The sequence below is a fragment of the Herpetosiphon sp. genome, from assembly GCF_003512625.1.
Lineage (GTDB): Bacteria > Chloroflexota > Chloroflexia > Chloroflexales > Herpetosiphonaceae > Herpetosiphon > Herpetosiphon aurantiacus.
Map to the genome: position 1 here is coordinate 46,437 of NZ_DOPT01000017.1, position 18,811 is coordinate 65,247.

At 49.2% G+C, this 18,811-nt stretch carries 16 protein-coding genes; 5 read left to right on the forward strand and 11 right to left on the reverse strand.

What is annotated here, in order from left to right:
* Positions 1-992: DUF5667 domain-containing protein (locus DEF47_RS03480; protein WP_287044968.1), on the reverse strand; the 992-nt coding region annotated here is incomplete at its 3' end.
* Complete coding sequence (locus tag DEF47_RS03485; protein WP_012190315.1) at positions 992-1,540, reverse strand: sigma-70 family RNA polymerase sigma factor; 549 nt, start codon at positions 1,538-1,540, stop codon at positions 992-994. The genes DEF47_RS03480 and DEF47_RS03485, both read right to left, overlap by 1 nt.
* A gap of 193 nt (positions 1,541-1,733) precedes the next feature.
* Between DEF47_RS03485 and DEF47_RS03490 the strand changes: the two genes are divergently transcribed.
* Entirely contained in the window at positions 1,734-2,822 is a 1,089-nt protein-coding gene (locus tag DEF47_RS03490) for a biotin/lipoyl-containing protein (protein ID WP_012190314.1), read from the forward strand.
* Here DEF47_RS03490 and DEF47_RS03495 read toward each other — a convergent pair.
* Positions 2,819-4,534: a peptidoglycan DD-metalloendopeptidase family protein gene (locus DEF47_RS03495; RefSeq protein ID WP_012190313.1), complete on the reverse strand. Its 1,716-nt coding sequence runs from the start codon at positions 4,532-4,534 to the stop codon at positions 2,819-2,821. The genes DEF47_RS03490 and DEF47_RS03495 overlap by 4 nt on opposite strands.
* A 444-nt stretch (positions 4,535-4,978) precedes the next feature.
* Here DEF47_RS03495 and DEF47_RS03500 point away from each other — a divergent pair, with 444 nt between their 5' ends.
* Positions 4,979-5,830 (forward strand): MmyB family transcriptional regulator, encoded by an 852-nt coding sequence (locus DEF47_RS03500; RefSeq protein ID WP_012190312.1) that lies wholly within the window; start codon positions 4,979-4,981, stop codon positions 5,828-5,830.
* A 7-nt stretch (positions 5,831-5,837) separates the two neighbouring features.
* Here DEF47_RS03500 and DEF47_RS03505 read toward each other — a convergent pair whose 3' ends face one another.
* The 4 genes from DEF47_RS03505 to DEF47_RS03520 all read right to left on the reverse strand — a co-directional run bounded on the left by DEF47_RS03505 (position 5,838) and on the right by DEF47_RS03520 (position 10,155).
* Positions 5,838-6,092 (reverse strand): DUF3006 domain-containing protein, encoded by a 255-nt coding sequence (locus tag DEF47_RS03505; RefSeq protein ID WP_012190311.1) that lies wholly within the window; start codon positions 6,090-6,092, stop codon positions 5,838-5,840.
* 10 nt (positions 6,093-6,102) lie between these two features.
* On the reverse strand, positions 6,103-7,053 hold the full coding sequence (locus tag DEF47_RS03510) for a ComEC/Rec2 family competence protein (protein WP_287044969.1): 951 nt from the start codon (positions 7,051-7,053) through the stop codon (positions 6,103-6,105).
* Positions 7,054-7,353: 300 nt separating this feature from the next.
* On the reverse strand, positions 7,354-8,988 hold the full coding sequence (locus tag DEF47_RS03515; protein WP_012190309.1) for an extracellular catalytic domain type 1 short-chain-length polyhydroxyalkanoate depolymerase: 1,635 nt from the start codon (positions 8,986-8,988) through the stop codon (positions 7,354-7,356).
* A gap of 555 nt (positions 8,989-9,543) precedes the next feature.
* Positions 9,544-10,155, reverse strand: coding sequence for an RNA polymerase sigma factor (locus DEF47_RS03520; RefSeq protein ID WP_012190308.1), 612 nt, complete (start codon positions 10,153-10,155; stop codon positions 9,544-9,546).
* Between the two features lie 107 nt (positions 10,156-10,262).
* Between DEF47_RS03520 and DEF47_RS03525 the strand changes: the two genes are divergently transcribed.
* The 3 genes from DEF47_RS03525 to DEF47_RS03535 are packed head-to-tail and all read left to right on the forward strand — an operon-like array spanning position 10,263 to position 14,816.
* Positions 10,263-13,415: an ATP-binding protein gene (locus tag DEF47_RS03525; RefSeq protein ID WP_012190307.1), complete on the forward strand. Its 3,153-nt coding sequence runs from the start codon at positions 10,263-10,265 to the stop codon at positions 13,413-13,415.
* A gap of 14 nt (positions 13,416-13,429) precedes the next feature.
* Positions 13,430-14,026, forward strand: a complete 597-nt coding sequence (locus tag DEF47_RS03530) for a hypothetical protein (RefSeq protein ID WP_012190306.1) — start codon at positions 13,430-13,432, stop codon at positions 14,024-14,026.
* A gap of 1 nt (position 14,027) precedes the next feature.
* A complete protein-coding gene (locus tag DEF47_RS03535) occupies positions 14,028-14,816 on the forward strand; it encodes an SAM-dependent methyltransferase (protein WP_041304525.1) in 789 nt (262 codons plus the stop codon).
* 94 nt (positions 14,817-14,910) lie between these two features.
* On the opposite strand, the gene DEF47_RS03540 is transcribed toward DEF47_RS03535, so the two are convergent.
* The 4 genes from DEF47_RS03540 to DEF47_RS03555 all read right to left on the reverse strand — a co-directional run bounded on the left by DEF47_RS03540 (position 14,911) and on the right by DEF47_RS03555 (position 18,758).
* A complete protein-coding gene (locus DEF47_RS03540) occupies positions 14,911-15,144 on the reverse strand; it encodes a response regulator transcription factor (RefSeq protein WP_012190304.1) in 234 nt (77 codons plus the stop codon).
* A 208-nt stretch (positions 15,145-15,352) separates the two neighbouring features.
* Positions 15,353-16,474: a 4-hydroxyphenylpyruvate dioxygenase gene (gene hppD / locus DEF47_RS03545; RefSeq protein ID WP_012190303.1), complete on the reverse strand. Its 1,122-nt coding sequence runs from the start codon at positions 16,472-16,474 to the stop codon at positions 15,353-15,355.
* A 33-nt stretch (positions 16,475-16,507) separates the two neighbouring features.
* Positions 16,508-17,317 (reverse strand): TrmB family transcriptional regulator, encoded by an 810-nt coding sequence (locus DEF47_RS03550; RefSeq protein WP_012190302.1) that lies wholly within the window; start codon positions 17,315-17,317, stop codon positions 16,508-16,510.
* Positions 17,318-17,600: 283 nt separating this feature from the next.
* Positions 17,601-18,758 (reverse strand): homogentisate 1,2-dioxygenase, encoded by a 1,158-nt coding sequence (locus DEF47_RS03555; RefSeq protein ID WP_012190301.1) that lies wholly within the window; start codon positions 18,756-18,758, stop codon positions 17,601-17,603.
* Between the last annotated feature and the right edge of the window lie 53 nt (positions 18,759-18,811).

Here is an 18,811-nt window from a genome sequence, read left to right on the forward strand (position 1 = left end):
ACATCGGTTGGGGCTGATGTGGGTAGCGAAGTCGCAGTGGCAGTTGGTTTGATCACAGGCGGCGGCACCCGCGTTGGTTTCGCGGTTGGCCATGGTGTGCTCGTTGAGGTTGGTAAAACGACTTCGGTTGGCTCCTGCGTTGGTGTATGTGGCTTTGGCGGGAGCTTTGGGTTTGCAATATGTGGCAGATCAGTTGCCGCTGGCGCGATACTTGGCTGCTTGGTTGCTGTTGGACCAACCAAAACCTTCGCTGGTTGGGTCGGAATAGTCGTCAGATTGGCAATATCGATGCGCTGACGGCTTTGATCAAGCGTCTCAATCAGATCATGATGTTTGAGATTGTCAGTCGCATTTTCCACTGGAATAATTGCAATTGTCGTTTGCAGTTGCTGATTGACTTGGCTCAATTTGCTCCGTCGTGGGTCATTCGTATGGGTCGGCGCAAGCGCCAACTCAATTGACTGAGTTTCGTTGACGACTTCATCAAGCAATTCGCTTGGCACTGGTTTATTTAATGCTACCAAGCTAGCGATCTCATGCTGGCGTTCGTTGACCAGATCGATCCGTGCAGTTAATTGTTCAGCGCTGGGCGTAAACACCAAGCTGATCGATTCGCTCCAACGTTTGATCCCATACAAACTATCGCCTGGCAAGGCGCTAGCCGAGGCCGATAAGACCAAATTGCCACTCAAACAAACCAAGAGCAGGATTGTCGCTGTGGCCCAAACCCAGCGTTGAGTTAATAAGCGCCGTCGTGGTTTAGGCTTTGGGGCAGTTTGAGCGCGATAGTGTTGCGCTAAACGCATAAAATCAGCTTGTGCATGGCTTGCTCGTGCTGGCATAGTTGGTGGATTGACCCGTTGTAACTGAATTAATGGATTAATTAATTGTTGGATAGCCTCAGCGTGGTGAGGATACTGCTGGCAGAGTGTTTCGAGGCTGGCCCCGTTTTGCCATGCATCAATAATCATGTGGCTCAAATTATCGTTCATTAGTCCCCCACTGGTCGAAGTAATCGACCCAGCGCGTTAAGTGCCCGATGCTGTAATGCTTTGATAGCACCTTCGCTACGACCAGTGATTTGCGCAACATCACGTATACTCCGATCTTGCAGAAATCGCAGTATGATCACTTCAGCTTGCTCATCGGTGAGTTGCTGCAATGCCGCATAGAGTTCAGCATGATCCAACGATTCTAACGATTGTTGATCTGGCCCGTCGGCAGGATCAACAACACTTTCCACAAGGGTTTCTTGTTTGCGCCGCCCTTGACGACGTAAATGATCAACTACCCGATCATGGGCAATCCGATACAGCCATGAGGCGATGCTCCACCCTTGATAATTGAATGAAGCCAAGCCCTCGAGCATTTTTATGAACACATCGGCGCGAATATCTTCGGCTGTCTCGCGGTCGCCGATGCGATAGTAAATATAACGAAACAACGCAGGCGAATATGATTCGTAAAGAAATTGCAGCACTGCATGATCATACGCTTTGGCGCGTTCGATAATTTCTTGATCGCTGAGAGACTCGAACAAAACGAGCGTCCCCTTTCAATGTATACCGTCTGAAGGGTCAATTTGTTACGGTTGAATTGGCACCGTTTTTTGACCATTCATCCCCATGGTACAATAGCTTACGTCTCAGCGTGGAGTCACCCCTTGTCGATGGTGCTTGCTCCTGCTAATGTGCTGCTCAACTGTCATTCATGTAGATCACAAAGGAGTGTTCATGGCATCGTCAGTGGCTCTGCCAACGTTTCAATCAACCGCCCGATTATACCGTTGGTTGATTCAACCTGGTGCTGAGGTAGCAGCAGGCCAGCTTGTAGCGTTGGTTGTTGATGCACACGCTGAATGGGCGCTTCCAGCACAGCAAACTGGAACGGTTGCGGCATTATTAGTTGATGAGGGAGCCACCCTCGATGTGACTACTCCATTATTACAATTTGTTGAAATGGTGTCAAAACGCCAACTTACTGTCACCCCACTGGCTCGTTGCATTGCCGAGCGCCATCAACTCGATTTAAGCACAATCAGTGGTACGCTCGCCGATGGGCGGGTGGGCAAACGCGATATTCTGGCGCATTTGCCCGATGTCTCCCCAACGTTAGCTGAGCCAACCGAGCAACTTGCCGCTCCTGCCGATGGGTTTTGTGTCGCCGAACAGATGGGCAATGCTTTTGCCCAATCTGAGCAAGTAATTGTTGTTGCTGCTCCCAAAAACCCGCCAATCAGCCAAACAACGCCGCCACAAGCAAGCACGCTTCAGCCGTGGACTGAGGCCCAACTCCAGCAGATTCAGCTGCGCCAACTTGCCGCAGCCAGCATTCCCCAAGCCTATTGTTCGCACGCCATCAGCCTCGATCGGTTTGCTTCAACCGAATTAACCGCGCATTTATTGCTCGCCACAATTCAGGTCTTGCAACGCCATCCACTATTACGCAGTGTTTGGTCTGCTGGTGATCGTTTGGAACGGGCTAGTTTGCATATTCAGGTTGAACATCCTTTGGGTCGCTGTAGCATTCCATTCGCCGCCGATTTGAATTTGCGTGGCTTGCAACGGGCATTAACCAGCCCAGCCACTGAGCAAGCTGGGGTGTTTAGCTTCATTCAAAGTGCGGTGAATTTGTGGAGTGCTGCGCCGATCAACTATGGTCAATCGGCGACGTTGCATATTGGGGCTACCCGCAAAGTGTTGGTTGGCGAGGCATTGCAAATTAGCCAACAAGCGATCGCCACCCTCAGTTATGATACTCGTTTGATCAGTGATGCTGCTGCCGAGGCATTTTTAGCGGATCTCGCCAAAGCACTGGCTTAATTTAACGATTGAACGGCAATTGCATCGGCCCATGTTAACGTGCCTGGTATGGCGCTAAGCCCAATGCGGCCAATTTGGCCTGGATCAAACCAAAAATCGCCCAAACTGAGCCAACTGCCAGCATGCTTGGCCTGCTCGATCACTATTTCGCTCATGCCATCGCTATGGGCAATCCGATAATGGGCCGTGCCAGCCTTGGTCGCCACATTGGGAATAAAGACCATTACACGATAACGACCCGCTTGGGCGATCCATGGCCGCCAGAGGGTTTGACCACCAGTGCTTGTCCAGTGTGAGCCATTGAAATTGCCTGCTGAATCTATTTGCCAGCCACTGCCATAGCGCGTGGTCGTGGCTGGATCGCTATCATCGGCCAAACTGCTCATGGCTGGCTGGTTGCAACTATCGACCTGATCGAGCCATAGCCAACGGCTGCTGGCTCCGGCTGGATGGGCAGCCCATGGATCGGGCAAGGTGCTACACCAGCCAGCAGGGTTAACATCGCGACCTAAGCGCTGAATGCTCAAATGAAGATGATCATTAACGCTACAACCAGTTTGGCCAATCAGCCCCAGTAACTCCGATTGAGCCACCTGCTGACCTGCTTGAACATCAACCCGCCCCAAATGCCAATATGCGCTGCGATAACCATTGAGATGTTGAACCACTACCACGCCTGCTGGTGTAGCGCAACCACTATCAACCCAGCCTGCAAATAGCACTGTGCCTGCTGCCACAGCCAAAATCGGACTATCGGCAGGTAGAGCGTAATCCCAGCCATTATGCCCATCGTAGCCTAACTCGAAACTCAAGCCATTGCCAAGCATCGTGCCATCGGCGTTAATTAAAGGATACTGATGATCGAATTGGGCAATTGGATGATTGGCAGCATTAAACGGCGTGACCATAAACGGCTGATCGATGACTGGATTGTAGATTGGCTGACGCGGATCACCCATAATTGGGGTTACCTGCGCGACCCATGACTGGTTACCAGCACCCAACAATTGCTCAAGCTCAGTTTGATTACGGGTTTGCGCCAATACTCGCAACAAACTGGCATTCGCTCGATCTAATGGTTGTTCAGTTGACCACCAACCGCCATGCTGGAGTTGAAATGTGTTGGTGATTGGTTGGTCTAAGCCTTCGCGCAGCTCGATTGTTGCCCAGAGTACTTGTTGGGGAAAGCCCATTTCAGGGCCGCCAAACGCCTGTTCAAACCGTGGCGAATTGGCAACATCGTAATTAATTGCCAACAAACTCACTAAAATGAGTGGATTAATATTCCAGCGCAAGGCTTGGCCAGTGATGATATTGGCAGCATCTTGTTGGATGCCATTGCCCACATCAAAGGTTTGCTTAGCCAAGCTGGGCCAATATTTAGCCAGCAACCTAGCAATAGTTTGGGCATCACCATAGCGAGCATCTTGCAACCGCACTGGATCAATTAACAATGGCAATTGGCGTTGTTCGGCTGCGCTGCCAATGCCTGCACCTTGGGGTATTGCAGTTGCGCTTGGAACTTCGATTGCTAGGTTTGTGCTAGGTTGGCTATGTGGCTGTGGATCAAACACGCTTGGCAAGAGCCATGGCACTGGCAAAAGCAGACATAAATCAAGCAATAACAGCAATAACAATGGCTTAGGTAATCCACGATCAAAACGCCAAGCACGTTGCAATGATCGATTAGGGCTGAGTGAATGGCGGGCCATAGACCAAACTCCTGCATACAAAAACTGCTGTTAGCCTAGCCTGCCAAGCTGCAAAATACTACCCAGCGAGATTACTAAGTGATGTCAGGAGTTATGAAAGGATGAAGGATGAAGGATCAGTTGAACGCTCCATAAGGTTCGTTTTTAACGCAGAGGCGCAGAGGGCGAGAGATGGCTAAAGGCTTTGGGTTAGCCGAGGATGCTTGGAAATACCAACAGGATTGGTATACCCCATATACCAACCCTGCTGTATGTTCTCACGACTCTCCCACAAACTAGAGCATATGGCGACCTTCTGCGATTGAGCATACAGAGTTAATCAGTGATTGCATAGAGAATTATCTCGGTTTAGCCGCCTATGAATTAAAGCATAGTTGACATTGATTCATAGGCTTGTTACCATCAAAAAAGGTGCTATCTCCTTGGAAAAGGAAACTAATAGATATGACTGTGGCCAAAGACCGTGCAGCCCAGATTAATGCGACATTTATTGAGGCCGCCGAAAGTATTCGGATTCAACGCAAACGAGCCTTTGAGGATCAGCTTTGGCATAAGAAGCAACCGAAGCAAGCCAATCCATTTAGCCAACAAGCAATTTGGGCTGAATACCCAACCTATAAACGGCTATTGGAGCAACGGGCTAAAAACCAAGTGGCTGAACATGTGGTGCGGGGGATTGCCAGTTTATTGGAGTGTCCAATTCACGAGCGAAATTACCTCTTGCGCAGTGCAGGCTACGCCGAAGATCCAGATATTTTAAGCGGGGATGCCTTAGAAGCTCAACTTGCCCAATTGCAAAGTTTGTTAGATATCTTGCAGTACCCAGCATTTTTAGTTAATCAAGTCTGGGATATTTTAGCGATTAATCAGCCAATGGTGCATGTCTTTCAGCACTTTTTGGGGCTGAACTTTGAACGTATTCCGGTTGAACATCGTAATATTTTGAATTTCATGTTTGATCCAGTTAATTATTCGGCTCGCAAAATCTTGAGCAAAGGTGGCTTGCAATGGGAGCGGGTTGCTCGCAACTATGTCTATAATTTTCAGCAAGCTAATCGTGCATGCCAATTTGAAACATGGTATCAGGCCAAAGTTGCGAGCTTAATGCAACTGCCCGATTTTGAGCGGATTTGGCAAAGCATTGACCCAAGCATCAAAGCCCACGATATGCTGAGCCAAGGCCAAACCGATAACTTAGTCTATGGCTTGCGCACGATTTATATTAGCGAATCGGATACTTACGCCTACCCGCGAATTCATGCCTATGTCGATGCGCTTGGCACAAAACCCAACTGACACTCAATTAAGAATTATTTGCTAAATGATCGCCACGGCGCAAACGCTCCAATTTTGCTGTAATTCGTTGCTCAGCAGCTTGACGTTGTTCAGGGGCTAGGATTAATTGGGGCTGGTTGGCAGTATCGAAACTGAGATCAAGATAATCGCCAACTTGGGCTGATGCTGGTAAGCAACCGATGACAATATTATAGATTTGGTGATTATGCTGATCAATTAATACCGCATGCTCACCTTCATAGCGATCAAAAACTACAAGCATTATTGGCTCCTTAATGACACAGTGCTGTTGTTCGCTGGGCCGTTTGCACCTGATACTCAAGTCCATCGGAGGTTATAACGACTGTCCCATGACGATCAGTGCCATAAACCGTTGCCCCGAGATTGCACAATGTTGTTAATGTTTGTTGATGTGGATGGCCATAAGAATTATTACGACCTGCTGAATAGATCGCTAGAGTTGGATCAACCGCTAGGGCAAATGCAGGAGTCGTTGAGGTATATGACCCATGATGGCCAACCTTAAGCACCGTAGCTGGTAACAAATTGGGCGTTGTTTGTAAAACATCGACCTCGCTACTCGCTTCAGCATCACCAGTAAAAAGCATACTAAATTGACCATACTCTAAACGCAAAATCAGGGAGGTATCATTTAAATCACCAGCCTGTGGTTCGCTGCGGACAACTAATAAACTCAAATCGCCCAGAGGAATAGACTCTTGGGTTTTAACTTCGCGATATGGCACTTGTTGACGATCAATCGCATCAAGCAAATTCTCAAAATAACTGGTGGAGTGAACTGCACCCGATGTCCAAATACTGCCAACTTCGAGAGAATTCAGCACCTCAACCAGCCCGCCAATATGATCAGCATGAGGGTGTGATACGATCATATGATCGATTCGTTGAATGCCTTGTTGGTGTAAGTATTCTAATGCCAAACCATTGTCATAGCCGCCGTCAATTAAGGCGTTCATCCCCTGTGGAGTTTGAATTAAGATACTGTCCCCCTGATCAACATCGATCACGTGAATTCGGAGCGTTTGGCCTGTGGCAAGGCGTTGATTAGGCGGACTCTGGTTAGGAGTACCAGCAATTGGTGCGTTGCTAAAATTTAAACCACCTAGTACCAATCCCATCAATGGTTTTAGGCTAAGTCGTGCACCAATGAATAAAACAAGCGTTAACGCAAACCAATAACGCCATTTTATGCTACGCTGCACAGCCTTTACGCCTACCTCAGTTGAAGGGATCGACTTGGTTGCTGTGGCCTGCCAATGCTGAAAGGCATTACCACAGTATCTGCAAAACCGCGCTTGAGGACTCCGCCGGTTGCCACAACGATTGCAAAAAGCTGGGAAAGATGGTGCTGTCATAGGCAAATCTAGCCATACGCTAAAATTCTAGGTACTAGCTTCATTATAACGCAGTTTATTACCATAATTGCTGTATTGAATTGCTATGAACGATAAGAGCCATCCATCTGAACTGCGATGGATGGCTCTTATCCAATAAACTTTGGATTATGGTTGATAGGTTACAGTCAAGACTGGGCGATTGCTTGTCAACATTGCTTCGCCACCAGCAATCCGCACATAATCAGCTTGGCTGTTAGCATTGGTTAAGTTCTCAAAGCGCAGCCGAATTTGGGTACGGCCTTGTTTATTGATAGCACTTAATCCGGTTGAATTGGCGCTACCATTCAAACCATTGGGGGTTTGCTGAAAGCTCATGGCACTGCTGGCTGTGGTCGTTGTGCCAAAATCACTCAATTCAAGATAACAGGTCAGACTTAAACAACCTTGATTTAGATCTGCAACTAAGCTTCCAAGACCTGTCCACGGAGTGCCAATCGCGCTTTGTTCATACGCTAAGCTTAGGTTGACGCTGGTAATCGTCGCCCCATCGGGAATGGCCGAGGTGTCAAATGAGAGGATTCCGCGCAGACTGGTGCTGCCACTATCACCAACATACATACTTGGAATCAATACATATCCACCAAACGTTGTTTGGGCAACCAAGCCATCTTCCAAGCCCCACGAAGGGAATTGCATGCTTTGGCCTGCACTGGGTGTAGGGCTAGGAGCAATCGGGGTCGAGGTTGGATTTGTTGGCGTTATGCTGGGTGGAGTGCTGGTGGCACTGGCTGCTGGCGTAGTTGTTGGGGTGGGGCTGGCCGAGGTTTGGCTAAAGAACCGCCAAAATTCATTGCTGGCTTTTGGGCCTTGAGGATCGGTGTAGGAACCTGAACTGCTGCCACCTGACCATGCATGCCCCATCCCATTAATTGCCCAATGTTCAATAATTGGTTGGTTGGTTGCATTGTTGTAGATAGTGCGGGTGTAGCTCCGACCGTTAGGCACAGTACCCGAAATTGTTTGATCAACGGTTGCATCGACTGAATAATTGCGCTGAGTATCATCAAGATAATCGTTGGTGGTGAGCCACTGCTGGACAACTTGTTGGCCGTTGATCGGCGTAACCACGCTGTCCGCCGTTCCATGAATCACCATCACCCGCACCAAATTGGCTCGCGTACCGATCGATTGATAGGCGGCCAAGCCTTGAGCTTCGGGGTTGGGGCCACCCGATTGCATGGCCGTCGAAACATTCAACACGCTGGTTGCGGCCTTGTATTCCAAGCCACCAACAACCCCAATTGCTGAAAAGATATCGGGATAGGTCGCGCCCATAATGACGCTCATCGCTGCACCAGCCGAAATCCCTGCAACATAACGCCGACTTGGATCAACGTTATAGCTCGCTTGAATGCTGGTCACCATTGCGGCGATAATGCTGGGTTCGCCTGCCCCCCGTGTTTGATGTTGGCTATCCCACCATTGCCAGCAACGATTGGCATTACTGCTGGTTGGTTGTTCAGGGTAGAGTACCAAAAACGTTTGGTTATCGGCCAAATTGTTCATTTCGGTGCCACGGGCAAAATCATCGGGCGTTTGAGTACAGCCATGTAACAGCACCACTAAGGCGGTAGGCGTTGAGGTCGAATAATTAGTTGGAACCCATAGTTTGTAATTGCGCGAACCGGCGCTCGTTGTAACTGAACCGGTAATCCATTGACCTGCACTCGCCGCCTGTGGACTCCAAAAACTTGCCAAAATGCCAAGTAACAGCAGTACGATCAGCCATCCTCGTTTCATGAGCAATCTCCTTTGATTGAACCTAGTTGGGCGACGTGGGCAATGGGGCAGGAAGGATTTTAAGCATAGCAGCAAGCAGTTACACTTGAGTTACACACGCAAAGCTCAGGGGTCGGTATCAGGGGGCAGGGGCTGGGTTTTGATCCACGAAGGACACGAAGGAAAGAGGGGGCAAGGGCTAGGTTTTGATCCACGAAGGACACGAAGGACACGAAATGAGGCTATGGGCTATGGACTATCGAATATTCCTTGGTATTCCAAAGAGTAAATCCAATAGCCAATAGCCCATAGCCTTTGATCCTCTGCGCCAAACTCTGATCCCTCGTCCCTGATCCTTGGCCCCTAATCTCAACTATGCTCTATGTGTAATGGTTCATTGGATTAACAACCAATTCTCGTGCCCTCACCCCCTAACCCCCTCTCCCGCACGCGAGGCGAGGGGGGACTGCTCCAACGGTGCTCCCCTCGCCCGCCGCAGTGGGCGAGGGGTTGGGGGTGAGGGCATGCTGACCGTTGTTAACGCTATAAACCATTACATCTATGTTCTATGTTCGTTTACCCCTCAACAGTGCTTGGGCGTAATTGTGGTTGCAACATATCGCGGGCTTGTTGCAAGCGTTTATAGACATTGGCCAACGAAATTCCTTGATGCTGCGCAATCGCATCGCATGACATATCGTTGTAGAGCCACAACGAAAAAGTGCTATTCAAGCGTGGCGATAACGCTTGCAAGGCTTGATTGATCGTTTCATAAACTTCGCGCTTCAACAACGCCGTTTCGGGCGAGGGCGTTGCGCTATGTGGCATGCTGTCGTCATTGCCCAGCAGGCTATCGAGCGGTTGAAGCCGCTTGAGTTCGCGTTGTTGTTGACGATGAATATCGATGCAAATGTTGTAGGCCATGCGCATGAGCCAAGCCTTGGCGTTGGTAATTTTATAGGCATGGCGGGGCAACGATTCCCACGCTTTGAGCACCAAACGGCTTAATGCTTCATCGGCATCGTGGGGATTGCCATGCATCCAAACTAAACATTGCTGTGACAGTTCAGTGTGGTACAAACTATACAACTCCCAAATGGCTGCATGTTCGCCTCGGCAAATTTGTTCGACGAGTTGTAATGCCACTGTTTCGCTGTGATGGTTTTGATTCCGAACTTCGCTGTTCATAGCTCATCCTTCATTCACTATCTATTGAATATCCGCTACAAGGTCTGCTACAATTCACAGCATAGCGGCCCAGCGTTTCAAAATCGTTTTATTGGAGATGTAGCTCCGTGAATGTCACGCATCAGCCTGATGATTCGGCTCAATCGGTGCCAAGTTTACGGATTCACGTTTTTGGCGGCTTGCGGATCTTTATCGACAATCAACGCATTAGTGATCTAGCAACTCGCAAAGTGGAAGCACTGCTGATCTACCTTGTCGTCAATCCTTACCCCCACGAACGTGAGGTTTTGGCACAACTGTTATGGAATGATTTATCGGCAGAACGCACGGCGGGCAACTTACGCCTCACACTCAATCAATTACGCAAAGTGATGGACCCGTTTATTGAGGTCACGCGCCATACGATCGGGTTGCATCCCCAAGCCCGTTATTGGCTCGACCTTCAGCATTGCACCCAAATTTTTGAGAACCCAGCTAGCCCAACCAACGAATTAGCCAGCGCGATCGAACATTATCAAGGCGATTTTCTCAATGGGTTTTATCTCCGCGATGCCGATGGCTTCAGCAGCTGGCAACTCCAACAGGTAGAATATTGGCGACAACAAGCGCTGGTCGCGATTCGCCGCCTGATCGAACGCTATACCGTGGTAAGCAACTACAACGAGGCAATTCGTTGGCTTCAGCGCTTGGTGACGCTTGATGAATGTGATGAGGTCGCCCATCGCCAGTTGATGTTGCTGTTGATGCGCACCGGCCAACGCCACACTGCCCTGCGCCAATATCGGCTGCTCGAACAAGTTTTAGAGCGTGAGTATGGATTAAAACCCGAGCCAGCGAGTGAGGCCTTGCAGCGCCAAATTATGGCAACACCCGCCCAACGTCCGCATCGGTTGATTCGGCCAACTCCAATGCTCTATGGTCGCCAAACTGAGCTAGAACGCATGACCCATTGGCTGGCGGCTGAACGTAACCAACTGTTGACGATTATGGGCGCTGGCGGGAGCGGCAAAACCCAATTAGCCCTGACCTTTGGCTGGAAGGTGGTCAACGAATATTTAGGGGCTTCGAGCAACGGAGTTTTTTATATTTCCTTGGTCAGTGCCGATCAACAGCCGCGCCTGTTGGATGCAGAACCTGTGTTGTTGGCAATTGTGCAGACCTTAAACCTACCACCACCACGCACCAACGATCTGGTTGAACACCTGATTCTCCAGTTGCAACAGCATGAATTGATCATCATCATTGATAATGGCGAATTGTTGGCGACTAGCGCTCGCTTAGCCCTCAGCAGTCTGATTCAACATATTCCGCAATTGCGCTTAATTATTGGCTCGCGCGAGCGCATGCGCCTGCAAAACGAATATGTATTGGAATTAGCAGGCTTGGCCTATCCCCAGATTAATGATGATTCAGGCTATTCGCCGCTGTTGGCCGAGCAACTTCAGCATTTTGCAGCGGTCGATTTATTTGTGCATTGTTTGCAGCGGCAAGGCAAATCGGGCGATTTGGCCGATTATAGCCACGCTGATCGTCAAGCGATTGGCCAAATTTGCCAGATGGTCCATGGCCTGCCGTTGGCAATTGAATTGATCGCGCCATGGATGACCATTCGTAGTGGCCATGAAATTGTCGAGGCACTCAGCAATGACATGCAGCTTTTTCATAGCGATGTGGTCGATATTCCAACCCGCCATCGCAGCATCCAGGCCGCCTTTGATTATTCGTGGCAATTGCTTGATCCGCATGAACAGGCTTGTCTAGCACGCTTGGCGGTATTTCCTAGTAGCTTTAATGCTGAAACCGCCACAATCATTGCCGAGGTCGATTTGAACGTGCTGGCCAATTTACGGGCCAAATCGTTGCTCACGCTTGAAATTTTGCAACAACAAACCCGCTATGCCTTACACCCATTGCTGCATCAATTTGCCCAAACCAAACTCCAAGGCTTGGCCGCCGATCAGCAAACGCTGTATCAACGCCATGCCCGCTACTTTGGCCAATTTAGCCGTCAGCAAGAGCAATTAATTCATGGCAACGCCAGCCAACAAGGGTTAATGCTCTTAGAACAAGAGCTTGATAATATTCGGGGTGGTTGGCTCTGGGCGGTTCAAGCCCAACAAATTCATATTTTAGGCGATTATTGTATTGCTTTACACGATTTCTTTGCGATTCGCAACCGCGAGATCGAAGGCCAACAGCTTTTTGCTCCAGCCGCAGCGTTATTAAGCACGCTTGACCATCAGGATGTTGAGGCTGAGATCGTTTTAATTGTAGTGCGAATTGTTTCGTGTTACGCTGAGTTTCATTATATTTTGGGCGAATTAGCACGTTCTGAGGCATTATTGCAACAGTGTATCGATGTCTTGTATCGAAGGCAATTGCAGAATGTGGCTGAATTGTTGTTTATTTATAAGCAACTTGGGGTGATTACCCAACGCCGAGGCGAATATACCCGCGCCCTTGATCTATTACAACGCTGTTTGGCTCAGGCTGAAAGCGTCAACGATCCAATTAAAGTCAGTGATACATGGTTATCGATCGGCGCGGTGTTGTTGGCACAAGGCAATTGGCAAGCCGCCGAACAAGCCTTCCAGACCTGTAGCGATCACTATCAAGCCCAAAAACATCTGTGGGGGTTATGCCATAGTCAACGCTTTTTGGGGGTGGTGGCGCTGGCACAAGCCAATTATAATCTGGCTCAGCATCATTTTGAGGCCAGCCTTGATTTGGCCTATCAGCTCAAAACCCCGCTTGGCGAGGCATTAATTCGCGATCAAATGGGCATGTTGGCGCTGCGCCGCGAAGATTTTGCCCAAAGTGCGGGCTATTTGCACAAAGCCTTTGCCATTTTTCAAGAACTAGGGGTTGAGGCCATGATTGGACGGGCGGCGATTCATCTAGCCCAACTCGAATTGGCGCAACGTCATTTTCAATATGTGCAGCCATGGTTGGCGCGGGCGATTATGGTTGCTCAGCAACGCCAAGAAATCCCGCTATTGCTCGAATGTTATGCGACAGTTTTGCAATTTTGGGCGGCGGTTTGCGATGGCGAGCCAAGCCATTGGTTCAAACTATGGCATAGCTTGAGCCAACATCCAGCCTGTAGTGCCGAAACCAAAAGTTTGCTCAATCGTTTACAGTTGCACCAGCATTCCGCAGGCCAAAGCAGGCCGACGATTGAGGTTGAACTGTCAGGAATTGAACGCTATGTAGCCCTTTGCTTAAGCCAAATTGAGCAAAGCCAGAGTATTGCGGTTTAGTAGGAGGAATATTCATGGATATGGTCGATTTCGTCCAAACCCTCGTCGATGACCCAAGCCGTTTAGCCTCGTTCAAGCAAAATCCTCAAGGCTTTTTGCAACAACTAGGGCTTGGTCAGAAACTCGCCAAAGCAGACCCAATTCAAGAAGTTACCACCGTGATGACCTTGCGGAGCGTTGGCACTGTTGCCCAAACAGAAACCCAAGCTTATCAAGATGTTCCGGTCACAGTTTCATCGTATATGAATGTATTTATCGAAGCCGCCGATAAATCCAAAGATTATAACGTGACCTGCTGGTTGCTCAATCATAGCTATATGATCGAAGATGATAGCGGTAATCCCTACTTCGATTTACATGTTTGCTATGTTGACCCAAACGACCCTGATGACGTTCCTCAGGTCTTTTATATTCGCAGCAAAAACCAAATCGAACAACCAACCTACAATTGTGCCAATATTCCAATTGAATTACATATTCCGGCCAATAATTATATTTTGGTTGGTAGAACTCGCCCAGTTCATACAAAATTAACGAATTTTGTCTATCATCGCCAAAAAGATGATCAGCCACCATTATTTGAAATAGCCTTTGATGAGCAACCAACGTAGTATGGTGTCAGCAGTGAAACAAGGCTCGCTGACAATTGTTGGCACAGGCATCACCATGATCGCGCATTTAACTAATGAAGCCCATGCGTGGATCAGCAAAGCCGACCAAACCTTTTACTTGGTGATGCACCCGCTGGCCGATGAATGGATTCACAAACTGAATCCACAGGCCGAATCGTTAGCCCATTTTTACCAAGCCGATCAGCCGCGTGAGCAGGTTTATGCAGCCATGGTCGAGCATATTTGGGCCGCAGTGCGTCAGGGATTGCGGGTTTGTGTGGCATTTTATGGTCATCCTAGTGTATTTGTCACGCCCACCAGCGATTTGGTACAGCGTGGGCAGCGCGAAGGCTTGCGGGTCAACATATTACCTGGCATTTCAGCTGAGGCCTGTTTGTTTGCCGATTTGGCCATTGACCCGGGCTTGCATGGCTATCAAAGCTACGAGGCCAGCGATTTTTTGGTGCGCCCACGGCGCTTTGACCCCAGCACGCCCTTGGTTTTATGGCAAATTGGGGTGATTGGCTATTTCAAGGTGGTGCATGATCAGCTTGATTCGCGGGCTGGCTTAGCCCGTTTGGTCGCGCATTTACAAGCATTTTATCCTGCTCGGCATGAGGTGACGATCTACCAAGCAGCGATTTTGCCAATCGAAGAACCAACCATCCAGCGCGTTTTACTCAAAGATTTGGCCGAACAACAGGTTTCGGCCTATGCCACTTTGTATATTCCTGCTTATGGCGATGCCCAACTTGATCAAAGCTTGGCGCGTGAGTTTGGGTTAATGTAGTGGGCTTAATTTGCTTGAGCTTCAAGCTTGCGGCTACTGGATGGGTGCAGGGTTGAAGCTTAAGCTGCTCGCTGATCAGGGTTTGATGCCAAGATTAATCGGGAACTTTCCAGGTAAACTCTGAACGTCGTTCAAGTTTATACAGCTTTACTGTCAATGCGCGAATATTTGAAACATCCATTTTTGCGTAAATATTGCGTAAATATGTGCGGATTGTTGCTGGACTAAGGCTTAATTGCAGGGCAATTTCGTCGCAACTATAGCCATTAATGCTCAACTCAGCAATTTCTAACTCGCGAGTGGTTGGTTGATCACCATGTCGAGGCATATGATTCCACCTTGCTAGTTTGGTTAAATGTATTTGCTCGATAGCTATCAAACTGGATCGAACATTCACACAATCGCAACAAATGTAGCGTAGCATCGATGGAATCAAAAAACAGCTAGGAATTCTTACAATTAAGCTGATTAAATAACAATACTAAGCCCGTAGTGCCGAGTAGGGGCAGCACTGCGGGCTTAGTATTGGCGATTAATTACAAATTGCCACGTTTGGCTTGTTCGCGCTCAATCGCTTCAAATAGGGCTTTGAAATTTCCAGCACCAAAGCCACGGCTGCCCTTGCGTTGAATAATCTCGTAGAACACGGTTGGTCGATCGCCAACTGGTTTGGTGAAGATTTGCAAGAGATAGCCTTCATCGTCACGATCGACTAAAATACCCAATTGTTGCAGGGTATTGTAGTCCTCGTCGATATGGCCAACCCGACCGGCCAAGGCCGAGTAATATGTATCCGGCGTGCGCAAAAATTCCACGCCATTATCACGCAGCTGCTGCACAGTTTTGATAATGTCAGGCGTGATCAAGGCGATGTGTTGAGCACCGGGGCCACGGTAATAATCGAGATATTCATCGATTTGTGATTTTTTGCGACCTTCGGCTGGCTCATTAATTGGGAATTTGATCCGGCCTGTGCCATTTTGCACGACTTTCGACATCAAGGCGCTATATTCGGTTGAAATATCGTCGTCGGTAAATTGTTGGAGTTGGCTAAACCCAAGGATGCGGGCATAGAAATTGACCCATTCATCCATTTTGCCTAGCTCAACGTTACCCACAATATGATCAACCGCGGCTAAACCAGTTGGCTCAGCTTTGGCCGGATTTTTAACCTTGTTGTAGCCTGGCATAAACGTACCAGTATAGCCATCGCGCTCAACAAACGTATGCACCGTATGACCATAGGTACGAATGGTCGCTTTAACCACTTTGCCCCATTTGCTTTCCAGCACGGTTGGCTCAAGCACTGCGGTTGCGCCGCGGGCAAGTGCTGCTTCGAACGCAGCAGTGGCGTTTTCAACTTCGAGCGCAATATCCTTAACCCCATCACCATGCAATTTAACATGCTCAGCAATTGGCGAATCAGGATTGAGTGCCCCAGTCAGAACCAAGCGGATGTTGCGCTGTTGCATCACAAACGAAACGCGGTCGCGCGTGCCTGTTTCCAAGCCAGCATAAGCGACTGGCGTAAAACCAAAGGCCGTCCGATAGTAATGAGCTGCTTGGCGGGCATTACCAACATACATTTCGACATAATCGATGCCACGTAATGCTAAAGGATCATGGGCATTCGTGGTTTCTTGTTCTGCCATCGTCATTGATAGCCTCCTTTTGATGAAACGCCGCAACGATTAATCGCTATAGGGCTGAGCTTGCGCCCAGAATGCCTCGAACGCGACCCGTAAGGTTTGCGCTAGCGATGGATGATTCATACATAACGCGGTAATTGAAGGCCGCCCCGTGATGGGATCTTGCAATGAAAGCAAGGCCACCCGACCATCAAATAAATTCATTTTGATTGGCAATTGTGGCACAAAACGCAACTCTTGGCCTAAACTGCGAAACTGCGCCAACACTGGCCGCAATTGAGCATCTTCCAAGGCGCTGAGTTCATATAAAGCTCGATACTGCACGCCGCGCGAGCGTGGTTCGCGAACTTCAGCCACATTTTCCTCAAGGCTCGAAACTAATGGGCGTTTGAAACAGGCTAAAATTTCATGTTCAGCTTGTTGGGCCAATGTCCAAGCCCGAGCGCTAATCTGGCGTGGGTCGAGCAAAACATCGATGTAATCCAAGGGATTATCTTCGTTGCTGCCTTCGGTATAGATCGGCTGCATCGTGGCAACCAAGCCTTGGGCAATGCTTTGGGCCTCGGCTAATTCGCGTTCCATCACACTGCGCCGTTCGGCTAAGAGTGCTGGCAAGGCTTGCTCAGGCGCGACTGCTACAAAGGTACGTCGTGGCCCCATCCGTTCATGAGCCAAGCCTTTGCTTGCCAACGACTGCAACACATCGTAGATTCGCTGGCGCGGAATGCTGGTATGGGTTGCTAATTGGGCTGCCGAAAACGATTGCCGACCGAGTAGCCCCAAATAGGCGGTTGCCTCGTAGCGACTTAAGCCTAAATCGCTCAGTTGATCAATCAAAGATTCATCGTGCATTGGTGTCACCACTGCCTAGTGGTGCTATTGTAGCGAGTTGTCGAATGCTTGTCAATCATGCGAGCAAAGGCCACGTGCAGCACCGAAATCGAATATATTCCGCACATTGTGCGAACAAAAATGGGAGCGCTACCAACGCTATGGTTGGTTTGGCGTTGCGAAGCCAAATTGTACTACGAGCGAGGCCTTGCCAAAATAGGGTTACTGGATGGAGTTGGGGTGCTAACCTGAGGTAGGGGGTAACAAAACGGCCAAGCAATGCACTGCTTGGCCGTCGTGGGTTTTAGTGGTTGACCCATGAATAGGTGTAGTTGGGTTCTTCAAGGTTCAAGGCAGCTTTGGTGAGGTAGAGCGGCTTGAAGGTATCGACCATTACCGCTAATTCTTCAGTGGCCGCTTTGCCAATTGAACCCTCGACCGTGCCAGGGTGCGGCCCGTGCGGCATGCCCGATGGATGCAAGGTGATCGAACCAAGATCAACCCCACGCCGTGACATAAAGTTGCCCTCGACATAATACAACACCTCATCACTTTCGACATTTGAGTGATTATAGGGTGCGGGAATTGCCTCAGGATGATAATCGAACAGCCGTGGCACGAACGAGCAGACCACAAAATTTGGCCCGCTGAAGGTTTGATGAACTGGTGGCGGTTGGTGTACCCGCCCCGTAATTGGCTCGAAATCTTCGATGTTGAAGGCAAATGGATAGAGATAGCCATCCCAGCCCACTACATCAAAGGGATGATGATTGAGCACATGTTTGGTCATGCGGCCATGCGCCCGCACATGGACGGCAAATTCACCTTTTTCGTCGTGAGGGGTAAGCTCCAGCGGCACCCGAATATCGCGTTCGCAGAAGGGGGCGTGCTCAAGCAATTGGCCATGTTCATTGCGATAACGATTGGGCGTGGTGATTTCGCCCATGGTTTCGAGCACCAACATTTTGGTGGGCGTGCCATTGGTATTGACCCGATAGGTTGTGCCAATCGGAATCACCAAGTAATCGCCACGACGATAGGGAATATTGCCAAAAATGGTTTCGAGCACTCCCTCACCTTCGTGAATGAACAACATTTCATCGCCTTCGCCGTTGCGATAGAAATAGGTTTGGGGTTCGGTGGGGTGGACAATTCCCATGCGCACGTCATTGTTGACCAACAACATACGTCGCCCACCGATGGGATCGCCGCCTGGCTGATGGGCAAAGGTTTTGAGATGGCGATGGCGAAGTGCTCCATCAGGTTCAAGTTCAATCGCGGTTGAACCAAGATCTTCCACTTTGAGAATTGCAGTTGGCGGATAATGGTGATAGAGCAAGGCTTCGACCCCGCTAAATCCCTTGGTTCCCATCAACTGTTCCGAATACAGCGACCCGTCGGGCTTGCGAAATTGGGTATGGCGCTTGTGTGGAATGTTGCCAAGTTTGTGATAGAAGGGCATCTTTGACCTCCCGCAAAAATGAAAACGACAAGACCAATTCAGCCCTACTTCTG

Excerpts from the sequence above, each read along its gene's own strand:
- DEF47_RS03490 (WP_012190314.1), top strand. The coding sequence starts at position 1,734 with ATGGCATCGTCAGTGGCTCTGCCAACGTTTCAATCAACCGCCCGATTA.
- DEF47_RS03495 (WP_012190313.1), bottom strand. The coding sequence starts at position 4,534 with ATGGCCCGCCATTCACTCAGCCCTAATCGATCATTGCAACGTGCTTGG.
- DEF47_RS03500 (WP_012190312.1), top strand. The coding sequence starts at position 4,979 with ATGACTGTGGCCAAAGACCGTGCAGCCCAGATTAATGCGACATTTATT.
- DEF47_RS03505 (WP_012190311.1), bottom strand. The coding sequence starts at position 6,092 with ATGCTTGTAGTTTTTGATCGCTATGAAGGTGAGCATGCGGTATTAATT.
- DEF47_RS03515 (WP_012190309.1), bottom strand. The coding sequence starts at position 8,988 with ATGAAACGAGGATGGCTGATCGTACTGCTGTTACTTGGCATTTTGGCA.
- DEF47_RS03520 (WP_012190308.1), bottom strand. The coding sequence starts at position 10,155 with ATGAACAGCGAAGTTCGGAATCAAAACCATCACAGCGAAACAGTGGCA.
- DEF47_RS03530 (WP_012190306.1), top strand. The coding sequence starts at position 13,430 with ATGGATATGGTCGATTTCGTCCAAACCCTCGTCGATGACCCAAGCCGT.
- DEF47_RS03535 (WP_041304525.1), top strand. The coding sequence starts at position 14,028 with ATGGTGTCAGCAGTGAAACAAGGCTCGCTGACAATTGTTGGCACAGGC.
- DEF47_RS03540 (WP_012190304.1), bottom strand. The coding sequence starts at position 15,144 with ATGCCTCGACATGGTGATCAACCAACCACTCGCGAGTTAGAAATTGCT.
- hppD (WP_012190303.1), bottom strand. The coding sequence starts at position 16,474 with ATGACGATGGCAGAACAAGAAACCACGAATGCCCATGATCCTTTAGCA.
- DEF47_RS03550 (WP_012190302.1), bottom strand. The coding sequence starts at position 17,317 with ATGCACGATGAATCTTTGATTGATCAACTGAGCGATTTAGGCTTAAGT.
- DEF47_RS03555 (WP_012190301.1), bottom strand. The coding sequence starts at position 18,758 with ATGCCCTTCTATCACAAACTTGGCAACATTCCACACAAGCGCCATACC.